Origin of the sequence: Erwinia artemisiae (assembly GCF_051400835.1) — a bacterium.
GTDB lineage: Bacteria > Pseudomonadota > Gammaproteobacteria > Enterobacterales > Enterobacteriaceae > Erwinia > Erwinia aeris.
Window position 1 is genome coordinate 248,523 of record NZ_JBLFFM010000003.1, and the last position, 24,435, is coordinate 272,957.

Annotated in this window: 22 protein-coding genes; 4 read left to right on the forward strand and 18 right to left on the reverse strand. The window is 57.7% G+C overall.

What is annotated here, in order from left to right:
* Window positions 1-8: 8 nt before the first annotated feature.
* The 13 genes from ACMGEE_RS08990 to ACMGEE_RS09050 form a co-directional block, all read right to left on the reverse strand.
* Complete coding sequence (locus ACMGEE_RS08990) at window positions 9-2,375, reverse strand: type VI secretion system Vgr family protein (RefSeq protein WP_436829922.1); 2,367 nt, start codon at window positions 2,373-2,375, stop codon at window positions 9-11.
* An 82-nt stretch (window positions 2,376-2,457) separates the two neighbouring features.
* Window positions 2,458-2,898: an inner membrane protein YiaA gene (gene yiaA, locus ACMGEE_RS08995; protein WP_436829923.1), complete on the reverse strand. Its 441-nt coding sequence runs from the start codon at window positions 2,896-2,898 to the stop codon at window positions 2,458-2,460.
* A 75-nt stretch (window positions 2,899-2,973) separates the two neighbouring features.
* Window positions 2,974-5,631, reverse strand: coding sequence for a type VI secretion system ATPase TssH (gene tssH / locus ACMGEE_RS09000; RefSeq protein ID WP_436829924.1), 2,658 nt, complete (start codon window positions 5,629-5,631; stop codon window positions 2,974-2,976).
* A gap of 176 nt (window positions 5,632-5,807) precedes the next feature.
* The gene (locus ACMGEE_RS09005) at window positions 5,808-6,299 is read right to left on the reverse strand and encodes an Hcp family type VI secretion system effector (protein WP_436829925.1); all 492 of its coding nucleotides are present in this window, start codon (window positions 6,297-6,299) and stop codon (window positions 5,808-5,810) included.
* Between the two features lie 118 nt (window positions 6,300-6,417).
* A complete protein-coding gene (locus tag ACMGEE_RS09010; RefSeq protein ID WP_436829926.1) occupies window positions 6,418-8,100 on the reverse strand; it encodes an OmpA family protein in 1,683 nt (560 codons plus the stop codon).
* Window positions 8,097-8,771 (reverse strand): type VI secretion system protein TssL, short form, encoded by a 675-nt coding sequence (tssL, locus tag ACMGEE_RS09015; protein WP_369896222.1) that lies wholly within the window; start codon window positions 8,769-8,771, stop codon window positions 8,097-8,099. Before tssL ends, ACMGEE_RS09010 begins: the two co-directional genes overlap by 4 nt.
* The gene (tssK, locus tag ACMGEE_RS09020) at window positions 8,768-10,102 is read right to left on the reverse strand and encodes a type VI secretion system baseplate subunit TssK (protein WP_436829927.1); all 1,335 of its coding nucleotides are present in this window, start codon (window positions 10,100-10,102) and stop codon (window positions 8,768-8,770) included. The genes tssL and tssK overlap by 4 nt, the downstream gene beginning before the upstream one ends.
* 12 nt (window positions 10,103-10,114) lie before the next feature.
* A complete protein-coding gene (gene tssC / locus ACMGEE_RS09025) occupies window positions 10,115-11,662 on the reverse strand; it encodes a type VI secretion system contractile sheath large subunit (protein ID WP_301250584.1) in 1,548 nt (515 codons plus the stop codon).
* Between the two features lie 147 nt (window positions 11,663-11,809).
* The gene (gene tssB, locus ACMGEE_RS09030) at window positions 11,810-12,307 is read right to left on the reverse strand and encodes a type VI secretion system contractile sheath small subunit (RefSeq protein ID WP_436829928.1); all 498 of its coding nucleotides are present in this window, start codon (window positions 12,305-12,307) and stop codon (window positions 11,810-11,812) included.
* Between the two features lie 585 nt (window positions 12,308-12,892).
* Complete coding sequence (locus ACMGEE_RS09035; protein ID WP_253458499.1) at window positions 12,893-13,696, reverse strand: carboxymuconolactone decarboxylase family protein; 804 nt, start codon at window positions 13,694-13,696, stop codon at window positions 12,893-12,895.
* A gap of 40 nt (window positions 13,697-13,736) precedes the next feature.
* Entirely contained in the window at window positions 13,737-14,480 is a 744-nt protein-coding gene (locus ACMGEE_RS09040; protein WP_436829929.1) for a putative quinol monooxygenase, read from the reverse strand.
* Between the two features lie 51 nt (window positions 14,481-14,531).
* Window positions 14,532-15,545 (reverse strand): aldo/keto reductase, encoded by a 1,014-nt coding sequence (locus tag ACMGEE_RS09045; protein ID WP_253458495.1) that lies wholly within the window; start codon window positions 15,543-15,545, stop codon window positions 14,532-14,534.
* A 26-nt stretch (window positions 15,546-15,571) separates the two neighbouring features.
* Window positions 15,572-16,135 (reverse strand): NAD(P)H-dependent oxidoreductase, encoded by a 564-nt coding sequence (locus ACMGEE_RS09050; RefSeq protein WP_436829930.1) that lies wholly within the window; start codon window positions 16,133-16,135, stop codon window positions 15,572-15,574.
* 163 nt (window positions 16,136-16,298) lie between these two features.
* Between ACMGEE_RS09050 and ACMGEE_RS09055 the strand changes: the two genes are divergently transcribed.
* Window positions 16,299-17,204, forward strand: coding sequence for a LysR family transcriptional regulator (locus ACMGEE_RS09055; RefSeq protein WP_253458482.1), 906 nt, complete (start codon window positions 16,299-16,301; stop codon window positions 17,202-17,204).
* Between the two features lie 128 nt (window positions 17,205-17,332).
* Here ACMGEE_RS09055 and ACMGEE_RS09060 read toward each other — a convergent pair whose 3' ends face one another.
* Window positions 17,333-18,271, reverse strand: coding sequence for an alpha/beta hydrolase (locus tag ACMGEE_RS09060; RefSeq protein ID WP_369896230.1), 939 nt, complete (start codon window positions 18,269-18,271; stop codon window positions 17,333-17,335).
* Between the two features lie 458 nt (window positions 18,272-18,729).
* Window positions 18,730-19,047, reverse strand: coding sequence for a hypothetical protein (locus ACMGEE_RS09065; RefSeq protein WP_436829931.1), 318 nt, complete (start codon window positions 19,045-19,047; stop codon window positions 18,730-18,732).
* A gap of 48 nt (window positions 19,048-19,095) precedes the next feature.
* Between ACMGEE_RS09065 and ACMGEE_RS09070 the strand changes: the two genes are divergently transcribed.
* The 3 genes from ACMGEE_RS09070 to queF are packed head-to-tail and all read left to right on the forward strand — an operon-like array spanning window position 19,096 to window position 21,422.
* Window positions 19,096-19,692, forward strand: coding sequence for a helix-turn-helix domain-containing protein (locus ACMGEE_RS09070; RefSeq protein WP_301730044.1), 597 nt, complete (start codon window positions 19,096-19,098; stop codon window positions 19,690-19,692).
* An 18-nt stretch (window positions 19,693-19,710) separates the two neighbouring features.
* On the forward strand, window positions 19,711-20,598 hold the full coding sequence (locus ACMGEE_RS09075; RefSeq protein WP_253458470.1) for a queuosine precursor transporter: 888 nt from the start codon (window positions 19,711-19,713) through the stop codon (window positions 20,596-20,598).
* The gene (queF, locus tag ACMGEE_RS09080) at window positions 20,595-21,422 is read left to right on the forward strand and encodes an NADPH-dependent 7-cyano-7-deazaguanine reductase QueF (protein WP_253458467.1); all 828 of its coding nucleotides are present in this window, start codon (window positions 20,595-20,597) and stop codon (window positions 21,420-21,422) included. Before ACMGEE_RS09075 ends, queF begins: the two co-directional genes overlap by 4 nt.
* Window positions 21,423-21,473: 51 nt before the next feature.
* Here the strand turns inward: queF and ACMGEE_RS09085 are convergent, their stop codons facing one another.
* From ACMGEE_RS09085 to puuD, 3 genes are all read right to left on the reverse strand, one after another.
* On the reverse strand, window positions 21,474-22,754 hold the full coding sequence (locus tag ACMGEE_RS09085; RefSeq protein ID WP_253458463.1) for an NAD(P)/FAD-dependent oxidoreductase: 1,281 nt from the start codon (window positions 22,752-22,754) through the stop codon (window positions 21,474-21,476).
* Window positions 22,755-22,902: 148 nt separating this feature from the next.
* The gene (puuR, locus tag ACMGEE_RS09090; protein ID WP_253458460.1) at window positions 22,903-23,460 is read right to left on the reverse strand and encodes an HTH-type transcriptional regulator PuuR; all 558 of its coding nucleotides are present in this window, start codon (window positions 23,458-23,460) and stop codon (window positions 22,903-22,905) included.
* Window positions 23,461-23,483: 23 nt separating this feature from the next.
* Complete coding sequence (gene puuD, locus ACMGEE_RS09095) at window positions 23,484-24,248, reverse strand: gamma-glutamyl-gamma-aminobutyrate hydrolase (RefSeq protein WP_301250593.1); 765 nt, start codon at window positions 24,246-24,248, stop codon at window positions 23,484-23,486.
* Window positions 24,249-24,435: the final 187 nt, after the last annotated feature.

Below are 24,435 nucleotides of genomic sequence, written 5' to 3' on the forward strand. Positions count from 1 at the left end.
ACCGCTCCTTAATTGAGTGGTATAGTGGCATTTCCCTGACTTGCCGCTTCAGTTGCTACGGACTCACAAGCGGTAAATTCAGGGAAAGGTGCCGCCATTTTTGCCGGTCCGGCATAATCAAAATCAGCGCTTTTAACAAAAAAACGTCCACCGGTACCGAGCTCAATTTTGCTCGGGTCAATCGTCAGGTAGGAGCCTCCGCACTGTAGAGTTATTTTTTTCTTCGCCGAAATGATGATTTCATCGCTGGTGCTACTGATAGAGAGTGATTTGTGGGCAACAATATCTATCGCATCGGACTGAGCCTGTATTTCCACCTTGCCCGCAGCTGCAATCAGCTTCATGCCTACTTCATGAACAAAAGCGACAAAGCCTTTTCGCGCCGCCAGCACCATGCGCTTTAATGCGCTAATTTCAATGTTGCCACCAGCGGTAATTATTTGGCTATGGTTAGCGCTTAGCTGAATATGTTGCGGAGTGGAAAATGCTATTCCGCCGGGCGCACCTGCAACGATCGCGGGCTGCTGCAATTGGTCGATATTTTGCTGTAAAAACTGCTGCTGCGTACTGTTATCCATCGGGTCTATCCTCGCTGTCGCCATCAGGCCCGATAAGGACTCCGCCAGTGACAATGCATCTGTCAGCTGGCGCTTGATTTCATCCATATTCAGTTGCTTTTCCATCGCTTTCGGCTGCAATTGGGCTGTCAGCAGCAGCCCTTTGCCCCCACGAACAGCGACCCAGTCATCGCTGCGTAGTTCAGCCCCCTCTCCCCGCCTCTGCTTTTCGCCGTCCACCAGATGGCCGAGGTTCAGCTGGCTCTTGCCGCCGTACTCCGTGCTGAGCTTGACGTGCTCCTGCCCCCGCGTGTCGTCCATCCGCAGCTTGTTGTTCGCCGGCGTGCGCAGCACGTTGCGCCTGAAGTTGCGGATGGTGACGTGATCCCCGTGCGCCGAGTCGTGCAGCGCCCCCGCAATGTACGGCCGGTCCGGGTGACCGTGCTCAAAGGCTATCGCCACCTCCGTGCCCGCCAGCAGCGGCAGGTGCAGCCCGCAGGTGTCGCCCGCATAGGCTCGCGCCTGGCGCACCCACAGGCTCTCGAAGCCGGTTTCCCACGTCGCCCGGTCAAACATCATGCTGACGCGGTAGCGTCCGTCGCGGTCGATGTGGCCGTAGGTATCGTTCACCGTGGTGCTGGTGACCCGCGCCGGAAGCGTGCCGGCCATCACCGGCGGCGGAAGCGGGATCGGCCGGAAGCCGTAGCGGTCGTTCAGCGGAATGCCGTCAAGCTCGGTTTCAAAACTGCGGTCGCGCCGCGCGGTGCTGACCACGGCGGTGACCAGCATCCCGCTGCGAAACGCTCCGCCGACCTCCTCGCCGCCGGTCACGCTCAGCTCGCTGCCGGGCGCCAGCGTCGGGCAGGAGGTCACCGCCGACAGCCGCGTCTGCCCGTTCAGGCAGCGCTCGTGGCGCAGGCGGGCGTAGAAGGTGCCGCTTTCCGGCGCCGCTTCTGGCCCCTCGCCCGGCGTCAGGTAGTTACCTCCCCAGCTGTAAGATTCGCCGCAGGTGGTGTCGTCGCCGCCGGTGACGTCGGCATGGACGTTCATGTCCTGCATGGCGTTGCGGTAGTTGTAGTCGCGACCGCTGACGCTTTTCTCCACCACCACCGAGCGGCTGGCAAGGTTCCACACCGAGTCGCTGCCCGCGTCGTGCATCCCGGACGGCGGCACGGCCGGCAGCGTCAGCCCCTTCACGTGGCCCTGGCGGCCGTCGTAGAACTCCACCACGTCAATATGCAGGCGCGCGTCCGGGGTAAAGCGGAACCAGATGCCGACCTCGCCCAGCAGGCGGGTGATAAACGCCAGGTCGTCCTCGCCGTACTGCATCACCTGCTCGCGACGCGGATAGTCGTGCGCCAGCGTAAAGACGAAGTCCTGCCCGCGCATCCCGTGCCGCTCGCGCAGGATTTTCTCCACAATCTGCGGCACCGACATGTCCTGATAGATGGCGTTGTGGCGGCTGCGCGACAGCAGGGCGAGGCGCGGCCGCAGCGTCACGGCGTAGAGGGTCTGGTCGGCGGAGGTGCCGAGGCGCTCAAAGCCCGTCACCACGCCCTGCACCACGCGCACCGGCCGTTGTACGCGGCTCCCCATCCCCTGGCTGACCGGCGCCCGCAGGGTCAGCGAGGCCGGCTTCATCAGCATCGCCTCGCGGGTGAGGCCGGGGTCGGCGCTGGTGAACTCAACGCGCCAGCTGAACGGTTCGCTCAGGCGCTCCTCGCCCCGGAAGGCCAGCACGTCTGGCTGCGCCGGGCAGTCGCGCACCGCCAGCAGGTGGTGGCTGTGGCTGAAAAAAGAAACCGGATTTATGCTCATATGATGTCCTTATCAGGCCGCTGCCGCGTGCGGCAGCGTGGCTATTTCCCTGTGGATAAAGCGGGAGAAGTCCAGTCAGGGCTTAATCTTGCGCAGGCTGATCCTGTAACTCATTCGGCGCGGACTGAACGTTGCATAAGCTGTCGCGCGTGTTCTTCTGCACCGCAACGGCACCAAACAGCGCCATAAAGAACGTCACCCCGTAAAAGCCCTTTTCGTTGGGCATCAACGTGGCGTTCCACAAGCCCGTGACCAGTAAAATCACGGCGATCGTAAAGGAGAGCAGGCAGATGAAGTAGTAAAGCTGCGTGGTCGGTATGTCTTCAAAGCGGTCGCGCACGGTCTTCTGCAACGAAACGGCGGAAAACAGCCCGAGGATCAGTACGGCAAAGTAGTAACCTTTTTCATTCAGCTGCATGTCGGCACGCCACAGGCCGAGCAGGTAGACCAGCACGCCGCCGAGCATGGCGATCCAGGAGATTGCGATAAAAGCGGGTGAAACCGGGATATTTTGCGTTTTCATTTTTATTACCTTGTCTGTTGGTGGGATAAATGCTGACTGTGAGGGGCACAAAGGTATCCCCCTCGGGTTAAGGGGTTACAGCGCGTCCGCCTGCGGGCCGTCAAACTCCAGCACGATGCCCTCTTCCTCATCCCAGTAAAGCCGGAGGTGCTGCGGTTTCTGCTTCGCCGCCATCTGCTGTAGCAGCTGCTGGCTCAGCACCGGCAGGATCTGCTGGTTAAGCAGGCTGTCGATATTGCGCGCGCCGGTATCCGGCAGCAGGCAGGCGGCGGTCAGCGCCGCTGGCAGGCTGTCGCCCAGGGTGGTTTTCAGGCCGTAGTGGCGCGCCAGGCGCAGGCTGACCTGGTTCAGCTTCATGTCCACGATAGTGCGCATCGCGGTTTCATTCAGCGGGCGGTAAATCACCGTCTGAAAGCGCGCCAGCAGCGCGGGCTGAAAGTGGTCGCGCAGCATTGGGCGCAGCAGCGTCTGCAACTCGCCTTCCGTGGCGTCCGGGTTCTCTTCCAGCCGCTGCATGATAGCGTCGCTGCCGAGGTTGGAGGTCATCAGGATCACGGTATTGCGAAAATCGATCTCGCGCCCCTCGCCGTCGCGCATAAAGCCGCGATCGAAGACCTGGTAGAACAGGTTGAGCACGTCGCGATGCGCTTTTTCCACCTCGTCGAGCAGCACCACGCTGTACGGGCGCTTGCGCACCGCCTCGGTGAGGATGCCGCCCTGGCCGTAGCCGACGTAGCCCGGCGGCGAGCCTTTCAGCTGCGAGACGGTATGCGGCTCCTGATATTCCGACAGGTTAAGCGTAATCAGCGACTTCTCGCCGCCGTACAGCACGTCGGCCAGCGCCAGCGCGCTCTCGGTTTTGCCGGTGCCGCTCGGCCCGACCAGCAGAAACACGCCCTGCGGACCGTTCTCAGCGGTCAGCCCGGTTTTCGCCGCGCGCAGGCGTTGTGCGATGGCATTGAGCGACGCATCCTGGCCGACCACGCGCCTGCCGATTTCCGCTTCCAGAGTCAGCAGCTCCGCCTGCTCATCCTTCATCAGGGAGGAGAGCGGCACGCCGGTCCAGTCGGCAATCACGCCAGCCACCGTACGGGCGTCAACGTCAAGCGCCAGCAGCGGGTTATCCTGCCGGACGGCCAGCAGCTGCTGCTGAAGCTCGCCCGTTTCGGCCTGGCGGCTGATGTCGGTACGGCACGCCAGCAGCCGTTGCGTTAACGATCTTTCGCGATCGTACTGCGCCTCCAGGATCGCCAGCTCATCCCGACGCGCGGCAATCCCACTTTCAATTTCGGTCAGCCGTCCGTTACGGATGGTCTCGCCGAGAGCGATATCCTCCTGGAGCCCCTGATTTTCCATCTCCAGCGCGGTGATCTGCGCGTTAAGAGCGGTGATCGCCTCCGGCACGGTATCCAGGCTCATACGCACGCGCGCGGCGGCAGTGTCCAGCAGATCCACCGCTTTGTCAGGCAGCTGACGCCCCGTCAGATAGCGGCGCGACAGAGTGACCGCCGCTTTTACCGCGTCGTCGGAGATATGGACGCCGTGGTGCTGCGCGTAGCGCGATTTCAGGCCGCGCAGCATCAGGCTGGCGGTCTCGTCATCCGGCTCGTCAACCTTCACCATCTGAAAGCGGCGCTCCAGCGCGGCATCCCTCTCAAAGTACTGCTTGTACTCGCTCCAGGTGGTGGCGGCGATAGTGCGCAGCTCGCCTCGCGCCAGCGCCGGCTTCAGCAGATTGGCGGCATCGGCTCCGCCCGCCTGGTTGCCCGCGCCGATAATGGTGTGCGCCTCGTCGATAAACAGCAGCACCGGCGTCGCCGACTGCTGTACCGCTTCGATAACGTTCTTCAGACGCTGCTCGAATTCGCCCTTTACGCCCGCGCCAGCCTGCAACAGCCCCAGGTCAAGGGTACGCAGCGAGACGGTTTTCAGGCTGCCCGGCACGTTGCCTTCCGCAATGCGCAGCGCCAGCCCTTCCACCAGCGCGGTTTTGCCGACGCCCGGCTCGCCGACCAGGATCGGGTTGTTCTTGCGGCGGCGCGACAGGATATCGACCATCTGGCGGATTTCGGTATCGCGACCAAATACCGGATCGATCAGCCCGGCCTGCGCTTTGGCGGTGATGTCGAGCGTGAACTTGTCGAGTGCCGCCTGTAAGGCTTCACTCAGCGTACCGCCGGATACGCTGCCGTTCGCCTGCTCCCCGGTCTCGCCCAGCGTCGTGGATAAGACGTTAAGGCTCTCCTGCTGCTGCACTTCCGGGCGCTCGTCGGACTGCGCGTCCAGCAGCGGACGCAGGCGATCCAGCTGGCTGCGGCTCAGGCTCAGCAGCGGCCACAGCCCTTCGCAGCCAACCAGCGACGGCTTATCGGTCAGCGCCGCCAGCAGGTGGTGGCTGCGAATATGGGCGGCATCGTCTTCCAGCGAGGCGATCAGCCACGCCTGCTTAATCAGCGCCAGCAGCGAGTCGGCAAGCCCAGGGCGGGTGCGCACCGAACGCGGTACGTTATCCAGCCAGCTCAGCAGAGCCTGCCAGATACCATCCATGTCCCATTCATAGCGACGCGCCAGCACGGTGATATCGCCTTCGCCCTGCTCCAGCAGCTTCAGCAGCCAGTGCTCAATGCGGATTTCGCTGTGGGCGCGGGTCTGGCACAGCGACGCGGCGGCCTCCAGCGCGCGGGCGCAGAACGGATTTAAACGACGCAGCAGAACGGCCGACTGGTTTTCCATATGTTCTTCTCTCTTCCGTAATTAATCAGGTTCAGACACGCTACCGCCCGTCGCTATTCCCTGCTGTGAGGAACCCGAAGCGCATCAGGTCAGAAGGTGGGATTATTTGCTGAGCCGCCGCTCAGCAGTGGCTCAGCAAATAAAACAGCGGGCGGCGAACCGCCCGCTGGGGCTTATCAGGCAGTAGTCCGTTCGTTCCAGGAGTCGGAATGAATGATGTTGCCGTCTTTATAGGCCCAGGTGATTTTTTCGTAGCGCAGTTCGATACGCTCCAGGTGGTTATGCTTCTCCTTCGAGGCGTCCTTGACGTCGTGCATCAGCGGAGCCACTTTCACCAGCTTGACGTTCTCCAGTTTGGTATTGAAATACTCCACTTCCTGACCCGCATCGTTGATGCGATACCACTTGAACTCGGCGGATTTCAGGGTCTGGCCGGTGGTCACCGCTTTATAGAGGTACGGGCTGGAGGAATCGATTTCCTTGGCGAACATAAACGGCGTATGCACGCGGGTGCCGGTCAGCTTGCCGGTGTTGTTGTCGGTCGGGATGTACAGGTTATGTTCCTGCGCCAACACTTCGATGCTGCCTTCACGATCTTTCACATCCACGGAGCCTTTGATGTCCGCGCCGCCGTCGTCTTTCAGCCACAGATAGACTGGAATTGCCATGTGTTACTTCTCCTTTTTATCCCGTCCTAATTTGTGCCGCCTTCTGGCTGGCCGCCGCCGTTTTCCCCGACCACAGCATGGGAAAATGCGCTCAGCGGACGCCGCGAGACAGCCCGAACTATTCAGGGTTTGCTGTTATGTCATCATCCTGTGATGACGTTTGGGGATGGTCTGCCGCCAGGCAGGCGTTTGCCTGCGGCACCAGACTAATTTCAACCCGGCGATTTAACGCGCGCCCTGCGGGGGTAGCGTTGGTGGCGATGGGGCGACTGGCCCCAAAGCCCTGCACGGCAAAACAGGTCGGCGAAACGTCGCTGGTTTGCAGCATCCAGTCACGCAGCGCTTCTGCCCGCTTCAGCGACAGCTGCTGGTTGGCCTGCGCCTCGCCGGTACTGTCGGTGTGCCCGGCCACCACAATCAGCCAGCCCGGTCGCGCTTTGATATCCACCAGCGCGTTAACCAACAGCTTCAGCGAGCCGGGTTTAAGCACCGCTTTGCCGGTATCGAACAGCGAAAGGCTGTCGAGGCGGACGGTTTCCGGCACTTTCTCCGCGACGGGCGCCGGTGGTGGCGGCGGCGGAACCCAGGCGCGGATAGCTTCCAGCAGCGGCCGTTGCAGTCGTCCGCCCTGATATAACCCCAGCCCGAGGCGCAGCGGCACGCCGTTGCGGGCATAGTTATCCAGCCCGGCGGCATCCTGACGCAGTACCTCGACCGCCGCCGCTTTCGGCGCGTAGTCGTCCATGGCGATACGCTGGTAATCATTGATATCGAACGCGATGCGCTGTACCAGCTGGCGATTGTTCCAGGCGCTGCTGCATAGCGCGACAATCGCCACGATAACGAACAGTCCCAGGCCGTAGCGGCAGGCGCGCTGGGGTGGCGTCAGGCCGCCGCCCTCCGGCAACAGCGGCAGAACACATTCCGGCAGCGGTGAAGATAACGAGGAAGATCCTGCCGGAAGCCACCCGTTGACGCGGTTCAGCGCGCTATGCTGCTGCATCCAGCGGATCCAGAGGGAAGAAGGTGACGCGCCGCCGTCAATCGCCGCGCTCAGCCCCCGGACGACGCAGACTGGCCGCGCGCCGTCGGCGAATACCGCCTCAACGTGTCGCTGAAGCCATGTCGTCAGGCTGTTGAACAGCACCTGCTGCTGCCAGGCCGCGTATCCGCCCGCCGCCAGCCAGCTGCTCAGCGTGCAAGGAGCCATGCTGTCGCGCCAGACGCGTACCGACTCGTCGGGCATCGCCGCCTGCCAGAGAGGCTCGTCGATCATCGCGCTACCTACCTGACCGCACAGCACCAGCGGCACGGAATAGCCGGTTTCGCGCCGTAGCTGCTCGAGCTGCCAGCGCAGCGTCAGCAGCTGGCTGGTCAGGGCTTCATAGTCCTGATGCTGTTGAGGAGAAATACCGATCGTCACCGAAAGCTGGCGGCCCCACTCCGGCCGCAGGGACAATAGCTGACGGCCTACCACGTCCAGCGCCTGATGCCTGGCCACCCGCACCCAGCAGCCGTGCGCTACGGTCAACACCGAGGCGTCATCCGGCCACGCCTGCGCGCTGTCGCCACAGACCAGCACCACCGGCTGCCGGTAAGCGGTATCAGGAAGATCGTCGGCACATAATGCGTCTTCCTGCGCCGGACGAGGCCGGCCGGCCAGCACCACGATAATCAGCGCCCACCAGCACAACATCAGCACCACGGCAACAGACCGCGAAACCGGCAGAAAAAGCAGACACAGCCCGGCAGCAAGCAGCGCGGCCCAGAACGCCAGCGTGCGTTGCAGTCCGGGACTCACGGCACGACTCCCGGCAGCAGCGACGCCACCAGGCTGCTCAGCCAGCGATCCAGCCCCCACCAGACGACGGCCAGTAACAGGATCGAAAAGCCAATACGCAGCGGCCAGCTGGCCAGCCAGCCGCCGAGCCCCCGACCGGGTTTACTTTCCGCCAGTACGCTCTGCGTCCGCGGCCCGCTGAATGGTGCAACCTGATCGTTCAGCGCCTGCACCAGCTTTTCCCGTTCCGGGTCGTTCAGCGAACGATAGCCGCCAAGGAAACCCAGCAGCATCACGCGCTGGAAGCAGGTCAGAACGGCAGGATTTGGCGCAGGTTCGTGCAGGACTTCTCTCATGCGGTTACAGAGCCTGTCGCCAGCGTCCAGCGTGCCGAGGAAATGCCCCTGAAGCGGCATGTGATACCACTGCACGCAGGCGTCATCCTGCACGCCGCGCCCCTTAACGACCTCGTCAATCAGGGCGCATTGCGCATACAAAATATGCTCGCGGCTTTGTTCGTCGTAGCCGGCTTCACTAAGCGCCAGCTGCACCTGTTCCGCTTCTGCCACGCAGCGCTCCCACAGTACGCGCCCTTCCCCCTCCTCAAATACCGGGCCATGGCGCAGACTGATGACCTGCAGCCAGGTGTTTTGCAGCAGCGCGTCGATATCACACTCTTCTTTCTGGCTCATGTTCTCAGCACCGCAAACAGTTCAAGTTCAGGTTCGCCCAACATGCCCGGCACGTAGAACATGCAGTTCCCGCTTGCCAGCATCTCTGCGGCGGCCGGATGCGACAGATCGAGCGCGAAATATTGGTTTTCCAGGCGCAGCGGAATGGCCGCAGGCACGTGATGCAGCGGCTTCAGCGGAATGCCCTGCTGCGAGGCGTTTACCAGCCCGGTAACGTAATCCGGGCTGCCGACTTTGCACTGGCGCGGGAACTGCTCCTGCAGCTGTGCCGCAGGCAAAGGCGAACGGACGGAAAGATAGAAATCCGCCTCCTCGCGCAGTCGGGGATCGTGCAGGCGCGCCAGCCACTGACGCAGCCGCTTATCCTGCTCCAGAGCGACAGGCACCACCCGCGACGGCAGGCTGGCCTCCAGCAAATCGCCCAACAGCGCGAACAGCGGCGGGAAAACGTCGTTCAGCCGGGCGTGCTGATAAGCCGGGATGGCGCTGACCTGATGCTCCAGCGAAAAAGTCAGCAGGCTGCCTGCCAGACGCGCCAGCTCCGGGTAAAGCCGCTCCGGCGCGCTTTGCGGGAAGCGCAGAAACTGGTTCAGCACCGGTTCGGCGCTGTTCAGCGCATTGAGCAGCCAGAACAGCGAGACATCGGCAACGGCAAAATCCGCCATGCGTTCGTTACTTTCGCGGCGCATGGCCATCAGCCGGTTAAGGCGGGTGCGCAGCTGGGTCATCAGCAGGTCAAGCTGCGACAGCAGCCACGGACTGCTCTGCACCGTAAGTATCGCGGGCAGAAATGTCTCGTCCTGCGTCCAGCCGCTCTGGCTGTCCTGCTTCAGACGCGCTACCGGACAGACCAGATAATCACTGTTGTCCTGATGGGCAAAACGCAGCGTCAGCTCGGGCTTGATCACCGCAATCTGGCGCGTATCGTCGCCAAACTGGTTACGAATGTCGCGCCAGCGCTGACGATAGCGCACCGGACGTTCGGCAACCTCATCGGGACGCAGGCAGTTGCCGCCGTTCGCCCTGAGCAAGGGCAGCGCAAGCACGACCACGACCTCCTGACCTTCCGGCACGATCGCCGGCGGCAGATCGTCGCCGTTGTCGGTATCGATAAGCGTGCCGTCCTGGAAGCGCACGTGAAGATGACGCGCCTGTAGCCGCCCCAGCTTCAGGATCTCGGGTTCAAATTCGGCGCGGATTACGCCCCAGGGATGATTCAGTCCCCTCTGTGCGATACATTCCGCTGACCAGGCCGCATACGCGGCCTGCTGCTGGAAATGCTGTGGCGAGACCATGACGCCCCGATCCCACAGCGGCTGTTGCGTTTTCATCCCGTCTCCGCCTTACGCTTTCGCTTTTGGCATCTGGGAAACCAGAGACAGGTTGACGTCCATGCCTTCCACCTGGAAATGTGGCACCGCGAACAGCCTGACGCGGAAGAAACCCGGATTGTCTTCGATATCTTCAACCATCACTTTGGCATCGCGCAGCGGATGGGAAGCCTGCAACTCGTCGCCCGGATCGGTCATTTCCGTCACCAGGCCGCGAACCCAGGTATTCAGCTCCAGCTCCAGCAGGCGACGATCTTTAGTGGTGCCGATGTTTTCACGCTGGATCAGCTTCAGGTAGTGCGCAATGCGCGACAGCAGGAAGATATACGGCAGGCGCGCGTTGATCCGGCTGTTGGCCGTGGCGTCGGCGGTGTCGTACAGCGTCGGTTTTTGCGTTGAGTTGGCGGAGAAGAAGCATGAATAGTCGCGGTTTTTATAGTACGACAGCGGGATAAAACCAAGGTTGGCAAACTCAAACTCGCGGGTTTCCGGGATCATCACCTCAGAAGGGATTTTCACCTGATTGCCGGTGCCGAGATCGTACAGGTGGATCGGCAGATCGGTCACCGCGCCGCCCGCCTGCGGCCCGCGGATTTGCACGCACCAGCCGTTGTTGATAAAGCTTTTTACCATGTTGGCGGCAAAAGCGAATGAGGCGTTGGTCCACAGATATTTGTGGTGATCCGGGCCTTTTACCTCTTCGACATAATTAAAGCTGCGTACCGGCACGGTATCCGGGCCGTACGGCAGACGCCCGAGCACGCGCGGCATGGTCAGGCCGATGTAGCGCGAGTCATCGCTTTCGCGGAACGACTTCCACTTGATGTATTCCGCGCGGTCGAAGTAGTTACCGATATCTTTAATCGCCGCCACCTCTTCCATGCTGTCCTTCAGGAAAAACTGCGGGCCGACCGAACCGATAAACGGCATATGCGCGGAAGCGGCTACTTTAGATATGTTGCGCAGCAGCGTCACGTCCTGTGCCGAGGCGTCAAACTCCCAGGAGGAGATCAGCGCGCCAATCGGTTCGCCGCCCGGCGTGTCGTATTCGGCAATATAGGTGTGCGCGTACAGGCCGCTCTGGATAATTTCCGGCGCGTCCTCGAAATCCTGACGCAGATCCTCTTTCGACAGATCGAGCACTTCTATCTTCACGTTCTGACGGAAGTCGGTTTTATCCACCAGCGACTTCAGGCCGCGCCACAGGGATTCGACTTTCTGGAACTCGTCATGGTGCATCACCGCATCAAGCTGGCGGCTGATCTGCTCATCCAGCTGCGCGATATGGTGATCCAGCAGAGTTTTATCCAGTTTATCCACCTGCGAACCGGACTGGTTCAGACATTCAACCAGCACCTTCATGGCGGCGGTTACGCGTTCGTCGACGCTGGCATCGGACATCGCCTGGTTGTCCTGCCAGACGTTCAGGTCGCTGAGATGCGTTACCGGACTCAGATTGATTTTTTCAAACAGTGACGCGTAAACACCGCCCGTAGCAGGGCGATCGAGCACGGTAGCGGTACCGGCAGAGGAGGTTTCATTTTGTACAGACATCAGCATTCTCTTGTATTAGTCCATTAATATTTCCGTCACGCTTCCTGCTGCAAATGCGTCAGCTGCTCGCCTGGCGGCTTAACTAAGCCTGCCGGGAGCTGCCCGTCTGCCGCCGTGCTGCAACCTGAAGTGTTCGGGACCAGGCGTCAGCAATCAGGCTTTTTCCGTTGCCAGGGCGGACAGTTCGGTGCGCAGTTCGTCACTCAGGGCAGGGTTTTTCAGGATGGTTTCCAGCTCCTTGCGGAAGGTGACGTTATCCAGCAGGTTGGCCTTCAGGTCGCGCAGAAGATTGCGCATCGCCAGCATCGCCTTAAGCTGTGGGATTTGACGCGCCACCTGCTCCGGCTTGAAGTCCTTCATCTCGCGGAAAGTCAGCCGGACGTTTTCCTCACTGCCGTCGTTGGCCAGCGTGTTTTCCACGGAAATATTGAGAGCCGGGGAGAACGCCGCCAGAACGCTGTCGAAGTTGTTTTTATTCACGTTGACTTTTTCACGCTCGGACAGCGCGCGCTGCTCCTGACCGTGGCTGAAGTCGCCGGTGACCAGCAGCTTCAAAGGCAGCTCTATTTTCTTTTGGGCGTTGCCGGTATGCAGATCCAACGTGATGTTAACGCGGGCTTTGGGGATTTCGTTCTGATAAGAGTTGCTCATATTTATTCCTGTAAAAAATAAGCATGGAAAGCAGGCAGAGCGCACACTTTCCTTGTGTACGGGCGTGACTATAGCAGCCTGCCCGCCACAGGCAACATGCTGATTTATAATTTGTGATCTGATTTATAAGGGATTTTATTAAAATTTGCGTTAAGTGACTGAATAGGGTAACTAAAAAAGAATCGGATTCATCTTAAAAATTATTCTTTTTTTGATCTCGATCTAATTCAGAGTAAAACCTTTTAATTAGTTAATTAATTAATATTATTTCCAATAATCACCATAACGGCAGTTATTAATCATGATGAATTTCATCAAAGTGCTCTACGTTAAGAACGCCCGGTTAGCGCGTGCTACCGCGTCAGAAGCTCATCGGGCAGTGCAGCCGTACAGAGGACAGTCAGGAACTGTTTTGAAGAAGAGCGCGTTCTTGTGAATAAGGAAGCGCGCATGGTCAGGCGGTCAGGCGGTCAGGCGGTCAGACGGTCAGAATGGCAGAATGGCAGAATGGCAGAATGGCAGAATGGCAGAATGAAGCATAAAGGGCCGGCGCAAAAACGCCGGGCATGTTGTGCTGATGGCTGTTTAGCCTTCTTTCGCCGCGCGAGCGCGCAGCACTTCGCCTACAACTGGCGCGGCGGAAAACGCATTTGGCCAGCCGGCGTAGAAGGCTGCCTGGGTTACAATCTCACCCGCCTCCTCAGCCGTTAAGCCATTGTCCATCGCGCGGTTAAGGTGATAACCAATCTGCGCGCTCTGCCCCGAGGCAATCAGCGCGCTGACGGTGACCAGGCTGCGATCCCTTGGCGCCAGCGCGGGTCGCTGCCACAGATCGAGAAAAAGAGGCTCGGCCGTAAACTTAACCAGACCGGGAGAAACAGGCCCCACGTTTTTTTCCACCGTTTCCGCCCGCTGTTTTTCCACCTCCTGATTAAGCGGCAACAGCGCCGGAGAGGCTTCGGCTAGCTGTTCGGCGCTGACGCCGCGCTCGTGAAACACACTTTTAGTCGCGGCAATCGCGGCCATGGCATTTGGCCAGCCGGAATAGAAAGCGAGATGCGTGATAATTTCTGATACTTCCGCTGGCGTAACGCCGCTATCCAGCGCCACGCCGACGTAATGGCCAAGCTCGGCAGGCTGATTTCTGGCGATAAGAATAGCCACCGTCACGATGCTACGATCCCGCAGCGACAGCGCGTCGCGTTTCCACAGATCGTCCGTTATAGCCTCACGCCCAAAGCGGGCCAGCGCGGGAGAAACCGACTCGATATCCGCGACCGACAGGGCGGATGGAGTAACCTTCAACATAAATTCACCTCTTTTCTCTTCAGCAAAAGCGACATCGGCAAGGACCAGCGATATCGCGGCGGCGGCAAGCACTTTTTTCATCGTTTAGCCTCAAGGATCCATTAAACGCAAGACAGCATTCTTAACGTGTTTTATCCGGCCTTATACCGCCCTTGTTTGTGAGCAGGACGGGCGTGACAGGGACAGATTCTTTCCTGGCGGACATTTGTGCCGTTTGCGCTATATACGCTCTGAAGTGCGGCGTTGCCCGGTGTTGCTGATACGCAGCGGCGCTGGCGTAGATTTCGTAGAAGTACCAGCGGCGGGTATTTTGCGCATCCGTCGCGGCATACATTGCCAGGACGCCCTCTTCAACTTTTAAAGATTCCGCCATTTCCGGCAGCACGATATTTTTAAACGCCTGCTGATGCTCGGGTTTCACATCGACAATCACCAGGTTATCGATTGTTTTTTCATCCTGAACGATGCGCTTATCGCCCAGGAACTGCGGAACAAGTTCTGTTTTTCTCTCCTTAGCGACCACCTCAGGCGCCTGCTGAATAAAAGCCTGATACGCTCTGGACGCTAAATGCTTTTTGTACGCTTCATCATCTGCATATACTTCTACTCTGTAGGTCAGATAAGGGTTGTCCTGATGCCTGAAAGCGTACAGCGCTAAGGTTCCCGGCTCGTTTTCTATAGCGAAACGGCTGGTCGTTTTGATGATGTCACGGTAGCGATCGCTTTTTCCCGCTTTAACTTCCAGCTCGACAATGCACATAGCCGGTTTATTCGCCGCTGTTGCGTCAGTGGCAAACGCCGGGCTGTCGATCGGCAGATAAAGCGTTACCGCCAGGATTTGTGCCGCGAGGAGCCTTTTCATCATGATTTACCGTCTCCTTTCTTTGCTATCAGGGCAGGACAATGCTTAACGCGCTCATACCTTCTTTCGATCCTCTGTCTGAGGCGTTTTTTGCGCCATCATCCCCACCAGAGCGTGCGGCTGATAGCACGCCTCCAGAAAGTGAATATCTTCCTGACTGAGCTGCAACTTCACGGCTTTTACCGCGCCGTCGAGATGCTGCTTTTTGGTGGCGCCGACGACCGGCGCGGTGACTTTAGTTAACAGCCAGGCGAGTGAAATTTCGGTCATGGAAACCTGATACCGACGGGCAAGCTCCGCTACGCGTTCAATAATAATGCGGTCCTGCGCCGCCGTTTTATCGTATTTTCCTTTCGCATACGCATCTTCAGCGGCACGCCGCGTTGGCGGATTATCCAGCCGGGCAAGACGACCGCTGGCCAGCGCGCTGTAAGGGGTCATCGCAATATTATCTTCAGCGCATAAGCCGACTAATTCGCGCTCGTCCTCGCGCATAATCAGGTTGTAATGGCTCTGTACGGAAACAAAACCGGTCAGACCTTCCCGCTCGGCCAGCGCATTCGCTTTAGCCAGCTGCCACGCGAAGCAGTTAGAAATGCCGATAGCACGGATTTTGCCCGCCTGAACGGCCTGATGCAGCGTCTCAAGCACCTCAAGTATTGGCGTATGGTGATCCCAGGCGTGACAGATATAGAGATCGATATGTTCCATGCCCAGGTTTTGCAGGCTTTGGTTAAGCGATCGAGCAATAGCCTGTTTGCCGGTAACGCCGCTGGCTATTTGTTGTGGCGTGCGCGGCAGAAATTTGGTGGCGACCACCACCTCATCGCGCCTCGCCATATCCCGCAGCGCCCGGCCGAGATAGCGCTCGCTTGAACCGTTTTGATAGGCTATCGCCGTATCGAAAAAAGTCACGCCCTGCTCCAGGCCGTAACGGATGATCTCACGGCTTTCCGCTTCAGCCAGCGTCCAGCTGTGCTGGCCCGTCGCCGCATCGCCAAATCCCATGCAGCCCAGACAGAGACGGGAAACCGTTAAGTCGCTTTTCCCCAGTTGCGTATAGTCCATTACCTTTTCTCCTTTATTAACAGGATCTAAAGCGCCGGTTTCGACGCTAACGCTTTTAACTGCGCAATGAGCCGTGCGGCGTGATCCTTGGCCAACATTTTCTGCTGCGCGATGTTTTCATCCCGCTCCGCGTAACTTATGCCACAGGTGTACACGGGTGTTTGCATCTCCAGATTGCACAGCCTGGCCGTCGTTTCAAACTGAATAAGATAATCATCAAGGCTATGCCCGAATGCACCTTCAGCAGAATAAAGCGCCTGTGCTGCACCGGTGGTAAAGGAAAGGATAAGTTTTTTGCCGCCGAGTTTTGCCGTTGAACCCTGTGCAAACCCGTGAACAAAAACCTCGTCCAGCCAGACTTTCATGATCCCCGGCAGCGAATACCAGGAAAACGGAAACTGCCAGACGATCGCCTCGGCTTTTAACAACGCCTCCTGCTCAGCCCGCACGTCAATTTGATAGCCCGGATAATAGGTATCCAGACGACGGATTTCCGCATCTGGCAGCGCCTTAGCCACCTCGTTCAGGATGGTTGCGTTACCGATTGACTTCGTCAGATCCGGGTGTCCAGAAATAATAACTATATTCATTTTTAGCCGTTAATCTCCTTTCTCATTTTCCCTGATTTACCCGGCGGGAGGTTGCCGAAGGAAAGTATAGGCTCGCGATCCTGATAGAATTAGGACAGTATCGGCTTATGGATAATTAGCCTGTGGCTAATAATCAGCGGCGTGGCTGCATCAGGACGACGTAATGAATAACGTGATATACAACCAGATCCGCATTTTTCAGAGCATCGCTCGTGAAGGCTCTATTTCGGCCGCCGCCAGGAAACTGGAAATCACGCCGCCCTCGGTCAGCAAGGCGCTTAAGCTGCTTGAGCAGCATATCGGCCATCCTCTTTTCGTGCGCACCACCCGGCGTATTGAGTTAACGGATGCCGGACGGCAGCTGTTAGAGCAAACCTTATCCGCGGTGGAATCGCTGGAAAACTCGCTGGAAAATATCCGGGGTCAGCAGCAGGCGCCTTCCGGGCTGGTCAGGATCACGCTTTCCCGCTTCGCTTATCTGCTGATCCTCAAACCGGTGATGGCGGCATTTTGCCAGCGTTATCCGGGCATCCGGCTGGAAGTGTCCGTGTACGACGGCACCGTGCATCTTGTTGATGAGCGGGTCGATGTGGGGATCCGTTTTGGCGATATCCTTGAGGGCGGCGTGGTGGCGCGCCAGTTGATGAAGCCCTTTCGTGAAGGGCTGTACGCTTCGGCAGCCTACCTGAAGGCGTTCGGTACGCCGACAACGCCAGCCGATCTGCCGCAGCACCAGCTTATCGGCTACCGATTTATTACCGCTCACCGCCTCCTGCCGCTGATGCTGGAGCACAACGGCGAACAGCTGACCGTGGATATGCCGGGCCAGCTTATCAGCAACGACATCGACGTGATGGCTGACGGCATCCGCAGCGGGCTGGGTATCGGCAGGCTGTTCGAGCCGGTTTTGCAGCTGCAGCCGGATAAAGAGAGGTTTCTGCCGGTGATGGAAGCTTTCTGGAAGACCTATCCGCCGGTTTATCTCTATTACGCAAAAAGCGCGGGTAAAACGAAAAGAGTAAAGGCGCTGATTGATTTTCTGCTGGAGAACCGGCCTGGGTATAGCTGACAAAAACACCGGTCTTTAGCGGGGTAAAGTAACCGTAAAACCCGCGCTACGGCGCGGCAAGCACATGCTCGCTGGCGGAAGACGCCCGCGTGCATGGCTTATCCCTGCGCCGCGCACGCCTTTTATCTCTATTCAGCCTGTCGGCACGCGCCCCGCTCTTCGCCATGCTGCGCCAGATGGCGTAAGGCCTGCCGGAAACCGGCATCAAAGGTCTGACCGTGCGAAAGTTCAGGCCACGACCAGTAGGCGGCAGATAAACCGGCCTGGCGCAGCGATGCCAGCGTGGCGCGAACCCTGTCCTGCACTTCCGCCGCCGGCGCATGCGGATTGTTTCCCGGCTGGCCGTCGCCTTCACTGACATAGAGCGACTTCGCGCAGAAGCGCGACGCTTCGACCTTCGCCAACTTAGCCAGCACGCCGTCGTACTGCCGGTTCAGCGTTGGGCTGGTCGGATAGTAAAAATGAAAGAACGACGAGGAGAGCCAGGCGTTCAGCGTAAAGACCCCGCCTAAGGAATGGCCCCAGAGGCCACGCCCGGCGGAGTTTATCTTTAACCCTCTTTCGGCCTGCGGCGCAATTTTTTCCTCAAGCAGACGGCGAAAAATAGCGTCGCCGCCGCCCTTTCTTCCTCCGGGCCGGGCGCTTTTTTCGCCGTCCGGCGGCGTGTAATCATAGGTTCTGGCGGCCAGGTCAAAAGGCAGCGTCGTCTGATAGCCAACGGCGACAATCACCGGCGGGTTTTGCGCCGACAGCGTTTGCAGCAGCCCTTCCGACAGCCTGTCCATTACGGCGTTGCCGTCGAGCAGATACATCACGGGAAAGCCGGCAGGCGGCGCTTTCTTATTGGGAATGCCCGTCCATATTTTGTAATGTCGCTGTCCATCGGCGGAATCAAGCGTGCTGACGCGAAAGTGATAAAAAGCCGATCCCTTATCCGCAATATTCGGGCCAGACGGCCGCATATCGGGCTGACACCAGGCGCCTGTCGTATAAAAACAGGTAAAAAAAAGCGCGCCCAGCCGGCAAGCCGCGCGCGCATTTCGGGTGAAAAATAACTTAATATTCATCTACATGCTCTCAATAAAAACCCGGACAGGCATGCGATGAGGAAAAGTCGCGTCTGTCGGTTTCTCCTCAAAAATGCAGGCCCGGCTGCGTGATAGCCGACAAGCGGAAAACGCCACTATAATGAGAATGATTATTAATTACAAATAAGAGCCGTCCCAGCAAGCTATTTCTGGTGTCGGATCTCCGCGCGAAACGCGCATTAATTAACGGCGGGTTTAATACCCACACTTTTTGCAGCAAACGTAATACGAAAAATACCAGGCGTAATGGGGTTTAATTTTACCAAACCGGAAAAAATTAAATTTTTATATGAGAAGCCCTGGGACGATAAGGATTTGTGAAAAATGCGGCGGTCGACAATCTGCGTTCAGCGACCATACCCTGGTTATTTTTTTGGCATGGTTCATGCTTCGCAACAGAAGGGGCGCGAAAGACAGAGGTTATTGTGTAGCTGGATCTACGCCTTTAAGCGTAACAACTCTGGCGAACCTGATGGGTAAGCATCAGGTTCGCACGGTGAACTGGATTCCCTGGCGTTGGCAAGAATACTGGAGATATTTTTATTATGTGCTGCTTTGTACAGATAACTTAATCTTACACCCTTAATGAAGTCAACAAAAAAAGAGACAAAACTTCCACTAAAATGAATACCAAACCAGCCATAAAAGTATAAATGATTGATTTTATTTAAATTATCACTTAATGCAACAGCAAAAAAGCAGACAAAACCAGGTCTGACCTGTCTACTCCCTGTTTCACATTTATTGAATAACATTAAATTTGCTTATAAAATGCGGCATATGACAGCAACCGGACGCTTATCATGAAAACATCGGCATTGCAGAGAAAAAACAATATAATCAACAATATAGATTATATTATTAAAAGCCGGGGCGAGACAAAAGTCTCTTTCGCCAACCGTACCGGCGTCACCCGCGCGACGCTGTATAAAATCCTGGATGGCAAAGTCAATAACGTACAGCGCTCGACCATTACGCGAATCGCGGATTTCTTTGGCGTGTCGTGCGAGATTATTGAAAATCACGATCTGCAATCTATCGAACTGATCGAAAATACGCTGTCGCCCGACGGCGATAAAAACCCGGCTGCCGTGCCGGTTATTCCTCAATCGGCATTTTTACGCTGCGCGGACAAAAGAGTGGGCCAGCTGGTGGCGCACTATCCCGTTACCTGGTTTTTTGGCGAGGTCGCTAACACGGTCGCGCTACAGGTTGAAAGAAATCTGGGCAACCTGTTTTTTCCTGGCGATGTGCTTATTATCAAACGCCATACGCCGCCACAGGAGAAACAGCTGGCGCTGTTTTCCTCCCCGACTCAGGCGCTATTTGTCAGTGATATCTACTCCGGCGCTGAGGAAGCTTCCCTGCTGGGCGCCATTATCGAAGAAAGAATCCAATAACCCTAAGGACTGTTCTGCATGGAACAAAACAAGAAATACAAGCTGTTGGGCTTTACCCGCTCGGATGTGATTACGGCCAACGTCATGGTGCTGGCGACCGGCAAGCATATCAGCATCGGCCTGCCCGAGCTGGAAAGCAGCGAAATCACGGATGATTTTAACCGGCATGAACTGAAATCGCTTTATCGTCGCCTTTATGGCGATAACAGCACCGTGACCTCTTACGATATTGGCGACAGGCATGAACGCTCCTGGTACGCCTATCTGATCATCAGCATTGCGCTGACGGTTATTTATACGCTCAGCACCGTGAGCGGCGTGAAACCCGTGCTGATCCCCGTGGTGAATTTTGTGGTGCCGCCCGCCATTTTTTTCTATCCGCTCTCGTTTATCCTGGTGGATATTATCAACGAGTTTTACGGCCTGAGAATGGCAAGAAGAACGATATTTATTTCATTTATTTCTAATACGCTGTTTGTGGCGGGCCTGTGGCTGACCAGCCTTTTACCCGGTCTGAAAGAGTGGGAGCTGAATATCTCCTACGCCACCTTTGTTAACAGCATTGTCTCCGTACTGTTCGCCTCTTCGGCCGCGTATCTGGTGTCGGAAAATATTAACTCGCTGATCCTGTGCAAAATAAAAGAGCTGACCAATTCGCGCTTTCTTTTTGTGCGCGTGCTGACCAGCAACGTTATCGCTTCGGCTCTTGATAGCGTGATTTTCTGTACGCTGGCTTTTCACAACGTGCTCAGCATGGCGACGATTAAAACCATGATTATTTCGCAGTTCATTATCAAGCTGGGCTATGCGCTGCTGGGCGTTGGCCCTATTTACGCTACCCGTGAACTGTTCAGACGCTATATCAATAAAGAAAAACAGGTTAACCGTGCAGAGGAAGTAGTATGAAAACAGAGGAAATTACGCTGCTGGGCAAAAGCACCGGCTATGTTCAGCATTATGCGCCGGAGCTGCTGGAGGCGCTGCCGCGGTCGCGCGGTCGCCAGGAAATCGGCCTGACGTCGGCGGAGCTGCCCTTTTCCGGCTTCGACCTGTGGACGGGCTTCGAGCTTTCCTGGCTTAACGCTAAGGGCAAACCCGTGGTGGCTATCGCCGAATTCTGGATCCCGGCCACCAGCCAGCATCTGATCGAATCAAAATCTTTTAAGCTTTACCTGAACAGCTTTAATCAGACGCGCTTCGCCGCGCCGGAAGAGGTCGCCACCACGCTGGAAAACGATCTGTCGCGGGCGGCCGACGGCAGCGTGAAGGTCAAGCTCTATCCTGATTTAAACGGCTACGCCGCTTTTACCGCAGCGCTGCCCGGCGAATGCATTGACCATCTTGATATCGCCGTGGAGGACTACGATTTTTCTCCGCAGCATCTGCAGGATGCCGCCTCCGGCGATGTTGTGGCCGAAACGCTCTCCTCAAACCTGCTTAAGTCTAACTGTCTGGTGACCAATCAGCCCGACTGGGGCAGCGTGGTCATCCATTATGAAGGCAAGCGGATCGAGCGGGAAAAACTGCTGCGCTATCTGATTTCGTTCAGGATGCACAACGAGTTCCACGAGCAGTGCATTGAGCGCATCTTTAACGATATCAAACACTATTGCCGCCCGGAAAAGCTAAGCGTGTTCGGCCGCTACACCCGCCGGGGCGGGCTGGATATCAATCCGTTCAGAAGCGATTTTGAAGCGCAGCCGACCACGGGCCGCCTCGTCCGTCAGTAATGCCCGCCAGGAGCCCGTTCCTGTTTATTACGCTGCAAAATGGCTGTCTCTCTACACGCCCAGCCTGTCGCGGATGCTGTAATAAGCCGCGCCCATCGCCGTAAGCGGAATACGCATATTGCGGCCGCCGGGGAACGGATAGTGCGGCAAGCGGGCAAAGGCGTCGAAACGTTCGGCGTCGCCGCGCAGCACTTCCGAAATCAGCCGACCGGCCAGATGGGTACAGGTAACGCCGTGCCCGCTATCACCCTGCATATAGTAGATGTTGTTTTCCAGGCGGCCGAACTGCGGCATCCTTGAGAGCGTAAGCAGGAAGTTGCCTGTCCAGCGGTAGTCGATTTTTACCCCTTTCAGCTGCGGAAAGGTTTTCAGCAGCTTCGGCACGATCAGCCGATCGATATCCTCAGGATCCCGCGCGCCATAGACCACGCCGCCGCCGTACAGCAGGCGATGGTCGGCCGTCAGCCGGAAATAGTCCAGCAGGTAGTTGCAGTCCTCCACGCAGTAGTTGGAGGCGAGCAGCGACGCGGCCAGCTCTGCGCCAAGCGGCTCCGTGGTCAACACCTGCGTGCCGCACGGCATACTGCGTTTCGACAGCGACGGCTCCAGTTTGCTGCCGAGATAGGCGTTGCCCGCGACGATAACATAGCGCGCCGTAACCTGCCCTTTCGCCGTTTTTACCACGGCCGGGCTGCCATGCTGGATCTCCACTACCGGCGACTGCTCGAAAATCCGGCCGCCGTTCAGGACTATCGCCTGCGCTTCACCAATCGCCAGATTTAGCGGATGCAGATGGCCGCCGCGCTTGTCCAGCAGCGCGCCGACGTAGCGATCGCTGTCGATCTCCTGGCGGATCTGCCCGGCGTCCAGCAGCTCCAGCTGGTCGTTGCCGTAGCGTTCCCAGTTCTGCTTCTGCTCCTCCAGCGTGGCGAACTGACGGGCGTTCAGCGCCACGAAAAGGCCGCCCTGCTGATAGTCGCAGGCGATGCCGTAACGTTTAATGCGCTCGCGAATAATATCGCCGCCTTCAAACATCATGCTGCCCAGCATTCTGGCGGCATCTTTGCCGTAGCTTTTTTCAATCACGTCCACGTCGCGGCTGTAGGAGTTGACCACCTGACCGCCGTTGCGCCCGCTGGCACCGAAACCGACCTTCGCCGCTTCCAGCACCACGACCTGGTAGCCGTTTTCCGCCAGATGCAGCGCCGAAGACAGCCCGGTGTAGCCTGCACCAATGATGCAAACGTCGCAGGAGATCGGCTCCTCCAGCGGCGGAAACGGCGTGTAGGCGTTGGCGCTGGCGGCATAGTAGCTTTGCGTATGTTCAGTCATGCTTACGGCTCCAGAGAGATCCAGACGGATATCGGTTCGGTGAGTATTTGCGGCGCGACCCGCGCCCGTTGCCGCTCTGTATGGCGTCAAAAGGCGCGGGAATGCACCGTCGTGGTTCACAGGCCCGCGCGGCAGCGGCCGTCAGGCATCAGAAGGTGGTAGGCGTATGGGCGCTGATAATGCGGCAAATTTTTGCCGAGGTGTTGCTGAAGCTGTGCGGAATGCCGGTGTTAATGGCGTAGCTTTGCTGCGCCACCAGATGATAGCTCTGACCGTTGAATTTCAGCACGACTTCCCCTTCCAGCAAGGTGCCTATCTCTTCCCCCTGATGCTTGATGCGCTCTCCTGTGGTGGTGCCTGGCTGATAAGTTTCAATCATCATCGCCAGCGTGCGGTTCGGCGCGCCGTTATGGATAAGCTTCATGGAGACGCCCTGACTGCCGATCTCAATCAGCTCGTCAGGATTAATCACCACCTGAGGCTCGTCCGGGATCTCCGGCTCCGCAAAAAATTCGGACAGCGACAGCCCGTAAACTTTTAGCAGCTTTTGCAGCGTGCTGATGGCCGGGCTGACCTTGTCCTGTTCAATGGTGCTGATGGCGCTGTGTGTTAATCCAGACAGTTCGGCAACCCGGCGCTGTGACAGACCCAGTTGCTGGCGGATCCCGGACAAACGCTTGCCTGGTGCCAGGCCGTCATTGTTCATAAACGCATTTCCTTCAATGTGAGTCAGAGCTGCTGCTTTTCAGCGTGATGCTGCTGACATGCCGTGATAAAGCCTTCAAGCAACAGGCGCGACAGCGCATATTCGCTGCTTTTCCATTCCGGGTGCCACTGTACGCCCAGCGCGTAGGGATGATCGAGCACGCTGACCGCCTCCGGCAGCCCGTCCTGGGAGTACGCCTCCACGCGAAGCCGCGGGCCAAGGGTTTTTGCGCCCTGCCCGTGCAACGAGTTTACCCAGAATGTTTTGCTTCCGGGTATCAATTGCGAAATTAATCCGTCCGGCTGGATTTTGATCTCATGCGAGGGCGCATATTGCTGATCTATTGGCAGATCCGGGTCCTCACGATGCTCAAGAAACTGCGGATGGTCGCAGAGGCGACGGTAGAGGGTACCGCCCGTCGCGACCACCAGCTCCTGCAAACCGCGACAGATGGCAAAAATGGGGATGCGCCTTTCGAGCGCCTGCGCAATCAGCGCGATGCTCAGAAGATCTCGCCCGGGATCGGCGGCAGGCTCATCGCCGTTTTCACCATAATGGTGCGGCTGCATATTACTGGGGCTGCCCGGCAGCAACACGCCGTCCAGCAGCGGCATCACGCCTGCCAGCAATTCCGGCTCTGCCAGCGCGTGCGGCAAGGCGATGGGTAAACCGCCCGCGTCCAGAACCGCATTCAGGTACTTATCTTGCAAGGTATGACTTTGTTGGCCTTTGACGGGGTTGCTGCACATCACCACCCCGACAATCGGCCTGTAAAATATATCGACCATGCTTCACCTCTTGTTTCGGACTGAATTTTTTACAAAAGCGTCTGAAATTACCTGAAATGCGCAATATTTCCGCTGACTGGTATTTTGATAACCCTTTTTTAAATCAAATGCAACATTTGACAAACAATTTGTTTCCGTCCAGATTGTTTTTGTGTGCATTATATTTAACAACGTGAATGCGATCCTG

Coding starts and splice junctions, on each gene's coding strand:
- tssH (WP_436829924.1), bottom strand. CDS start 5,631: ATGGAAAACCAGTCGGCCGTTCTGCTGCGTCGTTTAAATCCGTTCTGC.
- puuD (WP_301250593.1), bottom strand. CDS start 24,248: ATGGTCGATATATTTTACAGGCCGATTGTCGGGGTGGTGATGTGCAGC.
- ACMGEE_RS09035 (WP_253458499.1), bottom strand. CDS start 13,696: ATGAAAAAAGTGCTTGCCGCCGCCGCGATATCGCTGGTCCTTGCCGAT.
- ACMGEE_RS09065 (WP_436829931.1), bottom strand. CDS start 19,047: ATGTTATTCAATAAATGTGAAACAGGGAGTAGACAGGTCAGACCTGGT.
- puuR (WP_253458460.1), bottom strand. CDS start 23,460: ATGAACAATGACGGCCTGGCACCAGGCAAGCGTTTGTCCGGGATCCGC.
- ACMGEE_RS09085 (WP_253458463.1), bottom strand. CDS start 22,754: ATGACTGAACATACGCAAAGCTACTATGCCGCCAGCGCCAACGCCTAC.
- yiaA (WP_436829923.1), bottom strand. CDS start 2,898: ATGAAAACGCAAAATATCCCGGTTTCACCCGCTTTTATCGCAATCTCC.
- ACMGEE_RS09045 (WP_253458495.1), bottom strand. CDS start 15,545: ATGGACTATACGCAACTGGGGAAAAGCGACTTAACGGTTTCCCGTCTC.
- ACMGEE_RS09050 (WP_436829930.1), bottom strand. CDS start 16,135: ATGAATATAGTTATTATTTCTGGACACCCGGATCTGACGAAGTCAATC.
- ACMGEE_RS09060 (WP_369896230.1), bottom strand. CDS start 18,271: ATGAATATTAAGTTATTTTTCACCCGAAATGCGCGCGCGGCTTGCCGG.
- ACMGEE_RS09075 (WP_253458470.1), top strand. CDS start 19,711: ATGGAACAAAACAAGAAATACAAGCTGTTGGGCTTTACCCGCTCGGAT.
- ACMGEE_RS09070 (WP_301730044.1), top strand. CDS start 19,096: ATGAAAACATCGGCATTGCAGAGAAAAAACAATATAATCAACAATATA.
- ACMGEE_RS08990 (WP_436829922.1), bottom strand. CDS start 2,375: ATGAGCATAAATCCGGTTTCTTTTTTCAGCCACAGCCACCACCTGCTG.
- tssL (WP_369896222.1), bottom strand. CDS start 8,771: ATGAGCCAGAAAGAAGAGTGTGATATCGACGCGCTGCTGCAAAACACC.
- tssB (WP_436829928.1), bottom strand. CDS start 12,307: ATGAGCAACTCTTATCAGAACGAAATCCCCAAAGCCCGCGTTAACATC.
- queF (WP_253458467.1), top strand. CDS start 20,595: ATGAAAACAGAGGAAATTACGCTGCTGGGCAAAAGCACCGGCTATGTT.
- tssC (WP_301250584.1), bottom strand. CDS start 11,662: ATGCTGATGTCTGTACAAAATGAAACCTCCTCTGCCGGTACCGCTACC.
- ACMGEE_RS09055 (WP_253458482.1), top strand. CDS start 16,299: ATGAATAACGTGATATACAACCAGATCCGCATTTTTCAGAGCATCGCT.
- tssK (WP_436829927.1), bottom strand. CDS start 10,102: ATGAAAACGCAACAGCCGCTGTGGGATCGGGGCGTCATGGTCTCGCCA.
- ACMGEE_RS09005 (WP_436829925.1), bottom strand. CDS start 6,299: ATGGCAATTCCAGTCTATCTGTGGCTGAAAGACGACGGCGGCGCGGAC.
- ACMGEE_RS09040 (WP_436829929.1), bottom strand. CDS start 14,480: ATGATGAAAAGGCTCCTCGCGGCACAAATCCTGGCGGTAACGCTTTAT.